The 9789-nt window shown below is 40.3% G+C and carries 8 protein-coding genes; all 8 read left to right on the top strand.

What is annotated here, in order from left to right:
• The coding region (locus tag AB5754_RS07410; protein WP_368259531.1) for an OB-fold nucleic acid binding domain-containing protein at positions 1–1227 on the top strand (1227 nt) is incomplete at its 5' end.
• Between the two features lie 172 nt (positions 1228–1399).
• On the top strand, positions 1400–2362 hold the full coding sequence (gene pfkA, locus AB5754_RS07405; protein WP_311832942.1) for a 6-phosphofructokinase: 963 nt from the start codon (positions 1400–1402) through the stop codon (positions 2360–2362).
• A 70-nt stretch (positions 2363–2432) separates the two neighbouring features.
• Positions 2433–4199 carry a pyruvate kinase gene (gene pyk, locus AB5754_RS07400; protein ID WP_311832943.1) on the top strand — a complete coding sequence of 589 codons (1767 nt, stop codon included), beginning with the start codon at positions 2433–2435 and terminating at the stop codon, positions 4197–4199.
• Positions 4200–4361: 162 nt separating this feature from the next.
• The gene (locus AB5754_RS07395; RefSeq protein WP_368251418.1) at positions 4362–4925 is read left to right on the top strand and encodes a DUF177 domain-containing protein; all 564 of its coding nucleotides are present in this window, start codon (positions 4362–4364) and stop codon (positions 4923–4925) included.
• 57 nt (positions 4926–4982) lie between these two features.
• Positions 4983–5162, top strand: a complete 180-nt coding sequence (gene rpmF, locus AB5754_RS07390; RefSeq protein WP_010753256.1) for a 50S ribosomal protein L32 — start codon at positions 4983–4985, stop codon at positions 5160–5162.
• A gap of 182 nt (positions 5163–5344) precedes the next feature.
• Positions 5345–6766, top strand: coding sequence for an NADP-dependent phosphogluconate dehydrogenase (gene gndA, locus AB5754_RS07385; protein WP_368251419.1), 1422 nt, complete (start codon positions 5345–5347; stop codon positions 6764–6766).
• Between the two features lie 208 nt (positions 6767–6974).
• A complete protein-coding gene (locus tag AB5754_RS07380) occupies positions 6975–7661 on the top strand; it encodes a response regulator transcription factor (RefSeq protein ID WP_118341155.1) in 687 nt (228 codons plus the stop codon).
• On the top strand, positions 7658–9211 hold the full coding sequence (locus AB5754_RS07375) for an ATP-binding protein (protein WP_368251420.1): 1554 nt from the start codon (positions 7658–7660) through the stop codon (positions 9209–9211). Before AB5754_RS07380 ends, AB5754_RS07375 begins: the two co-directional genes overlap by 4 nt.
• Positions 9212–9789 lie beyond the last annotated feature (578 nt).

Here is a 9789-nt window from a genome sequence, read left to right as displayed (position 1 = left end):
GCGCAAGGCTATCAAGCAGCCAAGGCCAACCAAGTCTATGATTATATCGAACGCTTTGCCGATTACGGCTTTAACAGAGCCCATGCCTTTGCTTATTCCTTTGTGGGCTTCCAAATGGGCTTTTTAAAAGTCCATTACCCTGGGCCTTTTTTTGCGGCCTTGCTTCGTTCCACTAAAAGTAACCCAGCAAAGGTCAAAGAGTACTTAGCCGAGGCCAAAAAGCGAGGAATTTCCATTCTACCACCAGATATTAATCAAAGTAGCTATGGTTTTGTCTTGACTCAAATCAATCAAATTCGCTTTGGGTTAGGGAGTATTAAAGGCATTCGGCGGGATTTTATTGCGGCTATTGTGGAAGAACGCAAAAGCTCTGGACCATTTACTTCATTAGATAATTTCTTGTATCGGATTGATAGCAAGTGGCGTAAACAAGATCTCTTACTACCTTTAATTGAAGTAGGTGCTTTTGACACTTTGGATCCGAAAAGAAGACAGTTGGCCAGTGAATTGGAAGGAAAAATTCAAAACATCCAATACAGCGGGGGGAGTTTAGATTTATTGGATTTAATGACTTTAAAAGTCCATGATATTCGGGAATATACTCTAGAAGAACGCTTGAACTTAGAGGAGCAGTACTTAGGCGTCTATCTTTCGGGACATCCAGCTGAGAAATACCAGTTACTAGCTCAACGTTTGCAAATTGTCAGTATTACAGAGCTAGTTCCCGAAGAAAAAGTTCGGTTACTGTTCTACGTGCGAAATATTCGCGAAATTCGCACCAAAAAAGGAGATTTAATGGCCTTTGTGGAAGGGAATGACCCTTCTGGGGAGTTATCTGTTACTTTGTTTCCTGATTTGTATCGGTGGGTGCGACAAACATTTCAAATCGGGGATGTCTTATATTTGGAAGGAAAAGTGGAAGTGAGCAAGTACAATGGCGAGTTGCAATTGATTGCCAATGAATTAAATCAAGCTGAAGTCTTGCAACAGCAAATGACAGAAGAAACTTGCTACTTGCGCATTTCTCCGGAACAGGAAAATCCTGCTCAAATGGCGACTTTGTATCAACTGATTCAAGAGCATCCAGGAGCGATACCGGTGATATTGGTCTATGTCAAATCAGGAGTTAAAAAAATTCTTTCTCCAGAATATATGGTTGAAAATACAGAGGAGCTCCAAGAGGAACTAAGGCAGCTCTTGGGTTCGGCAAATGTTGTCTTTAAATAGCTTACAAGCTGTTTTCAGTAAATATTACCCTTTGTTTTCATCTTTTTCAAAATATTCCTCGAATCTCAAGACATTTCCTGCTTTTAATGGTAAAATAGAAATCGTGGTTAATGCCGTATAGGTATAACTAGTTAGAACCGAACAAACGACATTTTAATGAGGTGAAAGGTTAATGAAACGCATCGGAATCTTGACCAGTGGCGGAGACGCACCTGGGATGAACGCGGCGATTCGCGCCGTTGTCCGTAAAGGGATTTATGACGGACTGGAAGTCTATGGAATTAATTATGGTTTTGCTGGCTTAGTTGCTGGAGACATCCGTCGCTTAGATGTGGCAGATGTTGGGGATAAAATTCAACGTGGTGGTACTTTCTTGTATTCCGCTCGTTACCCTGAGTTTGCTACTGAAGAAGGGCAATTAAAAGGTATCGAACAATTGAAGAAATTCGGCATTGAAGGTTTAGTTGTCATTGGTGGCGATGGTTCTTACCATGGCGCTATGGCATTGACCCGTCGCGGTTTCCCTGCAATTGGCGTACCAGGAACGATTGACAATGATATTCCAGGTACTGATTTTACCGTTGGCTTTGATACAGCAATCAACACTGTCTTGGAATCTCTTGACCGGATTCGGGACACGGCAACTTCTCACGTGCGGACATTTGTCATTGAAGTAATGGGCCGTGGCGCTGGCGACATCGCTTTATGGTCTGGGGTTGCTGGTGGTGCGGATGAAATCATCATCCCTGAACATGACTTTGATATGGAAGTCGTTGCAAAACGCATTCAAGAAGGTCGGGATCGTGGCAAGAAACATTGCTTGATCATCTTGGCTGAAGGCGTTATGGGCGGAAATGAATTTGCCGAAAAACTTGCCACATATGGTGATTTCCATACACGGGTTTCCATTTTAGGCCACGTGGTTCGTGGCGGTTCTCCAAGCGCGCGAGACCGGGTCTTGGCTTCTAAATTTGGCGCTTATGCTGTGGAATTATTGGAAGAAGGCAAAGGCGGACTTTGCATTGGAATGTTGGATAACAAAGTGGTTGCAGCGGATATTATTGATACTTTGGAAAACAACAAACACCGTCCAGACCTTTCTCTTTATGAATTGAACCAACAATTGTCATTTTAGAGCAACACAATTACCGTTAAAAAAGGGCTTTTCCTAGCTTTTTTAAATAAATGAATAGGAGCGTTCAGTAATGAAAAAAACAAAGATCGTTAGTACATTAGGACCAGCAAGTAATAACTTAGAAACTATCTCTAAACTTATCGAATCCGGAGCAAATGTTTTCCGCTTTAACTTCTCTCATGGTGACCATGAAGAACAATTAGGCCGTATGACACTGGTTCATGAAGCAGTTAAGAAAACTGGTAAAGATGTCGGGATCTTACTTGATACAAAAGGTGCTGAAATTCGGACAACCGTTCAAGGAACAGATTCAGGTAAAATCGAATTTGAAATTGGCGATATCGTGCGTATTTCTATGGACTCTGAACATGTAGGCTCAAAAGAAAAAATCGCTGTTACTTACCCAGGTTTGTTCGACGACGTTCATGTAGGCGGACATATCTTGTTTGATGATGGCTTAATCGACATGAAGATTATCGAAAAAGATGAAGCAACTAAAGAATTAGTTACTGAAGTTCAAAATGCTGGTTTGCTTGGTTCTCGTAAAGGGGTTAATGCTCCTGGCGTCTCCATTAGCTTGCCTGGTATTACTGAAAAAGATGCAGACGATATTCGTTTCGGTTGCGACAATGACATTGACTACATTGCTGCTTCATTCGTGCGTAAAGCACAAGACGTTTTAGATATTCGTGAAATCTTAGAAGAAAAGAACATGACGCATGTTCAAATCATCTCTAAAATCGAATCTCAAGAAGGTATCGACAATGTAGATGAAATTCTAAAAGTTTCTGATGGTATCATGGTAGCGCGTGGGGACATGGGTGTTGAAATCCCTGCAGAAGAAGTACCAATGGTTCAAAAAATGATCATCAAAAAATGTAACGCTGCTGGTAAAGTAGTTGTTACCGCTACTCAAATGTTAGAATCTATGCAACAAAATCCACGTCCTACACGGGCAGAAGCTTCTGACGTTGCCAATGCTGTCTTCGATGGTACAGATGCAACCATGTTATCTGGTGAATCTGCAAATGGTGACTACCCAGTAGAATCAGTTGCGACAATGGCTCGGATTGACATGGAAGCTGAAAAAGCATTGCAAGAACTAGGTACTTTCCAAATTAACGAATTCGACAAAACAGATGTAACTGAAACCATCGGGATTGCCGTAGCTCGGGCTGCGAAAAACCTAGGTGTTAAAACAATCGTTGCAGCAACCGAATCTGGTCACACTGCACGGATGATTTCTAAATACCGTCCAGATGCTGATATCTTGGCAGTAACTTTTGATGAACGCACAAAACGTGGTTTGATGTTGAACTGGGGCGTATTCCCAACAGTTGCTGAAAAACCTTCAACAACGGATGAAATGTTCGATTTAGCAACGAAAAAAGCCGTTGAATTAGGTTTTGCTAAAGAAGGCGACTTAATCTTGATCACAGCTGGTGTTCCAGTTGGCGAACGGGGAACGACTAACGTTATGAAGATCCAATTAATCGGCTCTAAATTATTAGAAGCTCAAGGCGTTGGTGAAAAAACAGTTGTTGCAAACGCAGTTGTTGCAAAATCAGCTAAAGAAGCTGTAGCAAAAGCAAAAGACGGTATGGTATTGGTTGTTCCAACAACTGATAAAGAATACATGCCAGCCTTTGAAAAAGCGGCTGCTGTCATCGTTGAAGAAGGCGGTTTGACTTCTCATGCTGCGGTTGTAGGGATTGCCAAAGATATCCCAGTTATCGTAGGTGCAGCTGACGCAACTACTAAGATCGAAGACGGCGAATTGGTAACTGTTGACCCTCGTCGTGGGATTGTTTACCGTGGCGAAACAACTGCTATCTAATTGAATCAATTCTGATTGATAGAGGCAGCCGCTATTTTGTGATGGCGGCTGCCTTTCTGTCTGATGTAGGATTTTCCAGTTTGAAAATGGTGTCAAGAAAATTTCATTGACAAAGGTTTTATGCCCCTGTATAATAGCTTTTGTTGCTTAGAGGTGATGAATATGAGATGGTCTTTACAAGAATTGCGAAAATATCAAGAGAGTGGTTTGTCCTTTGAAGAGCAGTTGGATCTTACTCAACAGCTGAAAGAACGGGACAAGCAAATCCTTGATGCCAAATCTGTAGAGGTAGTAGGAACGATTACGATAGACAGCTACGGCTATTTATTGAATTATAGGCTCAAGACCGTTTTGACCTTGCCTTCTTCCCGTAGCCTAGAACCGGTGGAATTTCCATTGGATGTTGCGGTAACAGAACAGTTTGTAACCAAAGAGCAGTTTGCACAAGCGTCAGAGGCGATGCCAGAATATGAAATTTTACTTCTGGAAGGCCAGACCTTGGATGTGGTGGAATCTGTGATTGACAATATCTTATTGCATATTCCATTACAGGTATTAACCAAAGCAGAAAAAAGCGGCCAAGCCTTGCCAAAAGGTCAAGATTGGGAAGTTATTTCTGAAGAAGAATACCACCAACAACAAGACGCAACGGCAACAACGATCGATCCTCGTCTTGCCAAATTATCCCAGCTATTGGAGGAAACTTCAGAAGAGGATAATCAGTAAGATTGGAATAAATTTCGGGCTTAACCCCGTGTCGAACACAAGGAGGTGTATTGAGCAATGGCAGTACCAGCTAGAAAAACTTCGAAAGCGAAGAAAAACAAACGTCGCACTCATTACAAATTGACGATTAACGGTTTGAACGAATGTCCAAACTGTGGTGAATTGAAAAAAAGCCACCACGTATGCGCAAACTGCGGCTACTACGATGGCAAAGATGTGACTACAAAAGAAGCATAATCGTTTTGAACAAGAAGACGATTGCAAACCTCTTAGGCTAACCATGGAGCCTAAGGGGTTTATTTTTGTGAGTAAAACGCTACGCTTATGAGGTGAAAAGGGATTCTCTTGCTTTGAATGCCCGGACTTTTAAGCTATAATAAGGAGGATTGATTAAGAAATCATTACTAGGAGGAATCACTATGGAAAAACAGCAAATCGGTGTGGTAGGCATGGCTGTAATGGGGAAAAACCTAGCACTGAATATCGAAAGTCGTGGCTATTCAGTAGCTTTGTATAATCGTACTGGTGCGAAAACTGAAGAAGTCGTAGCAGAACATCCTGATAAGAATTTCAAAGCGACATACTCAATCGCTGACTTTGTAGCGGCAATTGAAACACCTCGCCGAATTTTATTAATGGTGAAAGCTGGTGCTGCTACAGATGCTACCATTGCCGAATTATTACCTCACTTAGATAAAGGAGATATCTTAATCGATGGGGGAAACACATTCTTTAAAGACACCATTCGCCGTAATGAAGAATTAGCCAACTCTGGTATTAATTTTATCGGTACTGGCGTTTCTGGTGGCGAAGAAGGAGCATTAAAAGGTCCTTCTATCATGCCTGGTGGTCAAAAAGAAGCCTATGAACTCGTAGCCCCAATCTTAGAACAAATCTCTGCTAAGGCAGAAGATGGCGCTCCTTGTGTGACTTATATTGGTCCTAATGGGGCAGGCCATTATGTGAAAATGGTCCATAACGGAATTGAATACGGCGACATGCAGTTGATTGCAGAATCCTATGATTTAATGAAAAATATCCTAGGCTTATCTGTAGATGAAATGGCAGAAATTTTCACAGAATGGAATACTGGTGAATTAGACAGCTATTTAATTGAAATTACAGCGGATATCTTAACTAGAAAAGATGACTTAGGTACTGGCCAACCGATTGTGGATGTCATTTTAGATGCAGCAGGCAACAAAGGTACTGGGAAATGGACCAGCCAAAGTGCATTGGATTTAGGAGTGCCATTGCCATTAATCACTGAATCTGTTTTTGCTCGTTTCATCTCAGCTTATAAAGAAGAACGAGTTAACGCAAGTAACATCTTACCGAAACCTGCACCTTTTAATTTTGAAGGAGATAAAGCAGAGTTGATAGAAAAAATCCGGGAAGCTTTGTACTTCAGTAAAATTATGAGTTACGCTCAAGGCTTTGCTGAATTACGGGCAGCTTCTAAGGAATATGACTGGAACTTGCCATTTGGAGAAATCGCTAAAATTTGGCGAGCTGGTTGTATCATCCGGGCGCGTTTCTTGCAAAAGATTACGGATGCTTATGACGTTAACCCAGATTTAGAAAACTTATTGTTAGATGACTACTTTGTGGAAATCACTAAAAAGTATCAACAATCTGTCCGCGATGTGGTAGCTTTGGCCGTTCAAGCAGGGGTACCAGTACCAACTTTCTCTGCGGGAATCGCCTACTTTGATTCTTATCGTGCGGAACGTTTACCAGCGAATATCATTCAAGCGCAACGAGATTACTTCGGTGCTCATACTTATGAACGTACCGATCGAGAAGGAATCTTCCACTACTCTTGGTATCATGAAGAATAAGCAAATCCCTGACGCCTGACTGGAGGACTTCCTCCAGTCAGGCTTTTTAATATGGATAACCATCGTTTTTAAAATATGGATAAAAAGTTAACTCTTTCTGACATAGCTCTTTTTATATTCCCGCTTTCATGATAAAATGGCTATAGTATTTTAATAAGAAAACAAAATTCTGAAAAAGTTTTTTGTGGAGAGAAGGATTGTTAAATAAATGAGCAATATCTTAATTATTGAAGATGAAAAGAATCTTGCCCGTTTTGTTGAATTGGAGTTAACTCATGAAGGGTATAACACGGATGTTCATTATAATGGCAGAACCGGTTTAGAAGCTGCATTAAATAACGAGTGGGATGCGATACTTTTAGATTTAATGTTGCCTGAACTAAACGGTTTGGAAGTATGCCGTCGCATTCGTCAAGTGAAGAATACGCCAATTATTATGATGACTGCCCGGGATTCAGTAATTGACCGTGTATCTGGCTTGGACCATGGTGCTGACGATTACATCGTAAAACCTTTCGCAATTGAAGAGTTATTGGCTCGCCTGAGAGCGTTACTTCGTCGAATTGACATTGAAGGGGACAAAAATGTTGCCAAACAAACTACGATTACCTATCGCGATTTAACCATTGAAAAAGAAAATCGGGTAGTTCGTCGTGGCAATGATGTAATCGAATTGACAAAACGGGAATATGAACTACTGTTGACCTTAATGGAAAATGTCAACGTGGTCTTGGCCCGAGACGTTCTGTTAAACAAAGTATGGGGCTACGAAACGGAAGTGGAAACTAATGTGGTGGACGTATATATCCGTTACCTACGTAATAAAATCGATGTTCCTGGTGACGAAAGTTATATTCAAACAGTCCGGGGAACAGGTTATGTGATGCGTTCGTGAGTAGTCACTTAAAAGAAGTAACAGCCACAAATGAGAAAAGAGAACTGAAAGGCCCATCTCTCACTGCGAAATGGGCCTTTGCTAGTTCTTTCTTCATTTTTGTGGTTTTTACCATTTTCGCGGTAATTACCTATAAGTCTTCCATTAATTTGATCGTAGCCAATGAAAGGAAGAACTTAGAGAATACCATGTCTGAAATTACTTCTCGTTTAGCCGACGCAGACCAACCCCTTGATTCGGAAACTGCTTATCGTTTGGTTAGTAAAGCAGCCGAAGAGGATACTGGTGGAAATTATGAGCGGGCTGTCTTAGAAGGAAAAACCTTAAAAATCGACCCTTATATCTCAGATTTGGGTCAAGAAGAGATGCACTTATACATTTACAATTTAGATCGTGAGCTAATTTTGAACACGGAAAGCATGGAAATCGAGTTAACCCAGTTAGATCGAAAAGACCCAACGATAATAACGATTGACGATTTGACTGGTTTTATTGCAGTGGAACCCGTGTATTCAAAAAAAACTGGTGAAAAGATTGGGTATTGTCAAACCTTCACAGAGCTTTCGGCTTTTTATGAAATTCGCAGTCGGCTTTTATTGACCTTGATTATTTTGGAGATTGTCTCTTTGATTTTAAGTAGTATTTTAGGTTATTTTCTGTCCACGTATTTTTTAAAGCCATTAAAAGTTTTGCGAGACACCATGGATACAATTCGACGCGATCCTTTATCGGACGTCCAAATGCCCCAAATTGGGACAAATGATGAATTAGCGGACCTTTCTGAGATTTTCAATGATATGCTGGAACGAATTCGGGTTTATATGGAACTTCAAAAGCAGTTTGTGGAGGATGTCTCTCATGAATTGCGCACACCGGTTGCGATTATGGAAGGACACTTGAGCATGCTACAACGCTGGGGTAAAGACGATCCTGAAATTCTTGAAGAGGGCTTAAGTGCCAGCGTACAAGAACTCAGTCGTATGAAAACCTTAGTGCAAGAAATGTTAGATCTTTCCCGAGCAGAGCAAGTGGAGACTCATTATAGTAATGAAGTCACGAATGCCCAAGAGGTTACCCATCAAGTTTACAACAATTTTGTGATGCTGTACCCAGAATTTCAGTTTACATTGGACGATGATCTCACTGAAGAAGTACAATTGAAAATTTATCGAAATCATTTTGAGCAGTTAATTATTATCATTTTGGATAATGCGGTGAAATATTCTACTGAACGCAAAGAAGTTTGTTTGAGCATTCAGCTGGTAAGCGGAGAGTTTGAAATATCGGTGCAGGATTTTGGTGAGGGGATTTCACCAGAAGATTTAGATAAAGTATTCCATCGTTTTTATCGGGTAGATAAAGCCCGCGCTCGGACAAAAGGTGGCAATGGATTAGGTCTTTCCATAGCAAAACAGTTAGTTACTAGCTATAAAGGGCGGATTACTGCCGAGAGTGTTGTAGGTCAAGGTACAATTTTTAGAATCTATTTGCCTGTTGTAAAGAATGAAATGAATAATGAAAAAGACCCCAAAAAAGAGGATGATCGCTAAGTGCGGTGATCCTTTTTTTGATTTTTAACGTGGTGAGCTTGTATTTCAATCTTGTTTATTTGACGCACAAGGAAATATTCTTAGTGAAAACGCAACAAAAAGGAACAAAAATAAATCAAGATAGACAAATATTCGTCTTTAGAAAAAGTGATCGAGACTTCATCTTTTTTGTTGCTTTTTATTTTAAGAATTGCTATATTAATACATGTCCTGTTGAGCGAAAAGCTCATGGAAAAAAAGTTGCAAAAAGCTGTTGACGAATTACTTAGATAATGATATTATAACAAAGTTGTTAATTTAACTACTTATCAAAACAGCTTTAAAAAGCTAAAATAAGTTGTTGACAAATAACAATGATTGAGATATCATTTAATAGTTGTCGATTGCGAATTGCAATCTTGCTTCAAAAAAACTTTTATAAAAATAGTTGACATTCAAAATGTCATCTGATATGATATAAAAGTTGCTGGAGCAACACAGTAGACCTTTGAAAACTGAACGAAAAGCAAAACAACCAATGTGTAGGGCGCTTTGATTTATCAAAGCAAACAACATTTGCAAGCAATTGCTAGCAAAGT

This window comes from Enterococcus sp. 2201sp1_2201st1_C11_2201SCRN_220225 (assembly GCF_040925905.1).
GTDB classification, from domain to species: domain Bacteria; phylum Bacillota; class Bacilli; order Lactobacillales; family Enterococcaceae; genus Enterococcus_C; species Enterococcus_C asini_A.
Note: the sequence above shows the minus strand (reverse complement) of the source record. Positions and strands in the feature narration are given on the sequence as shown.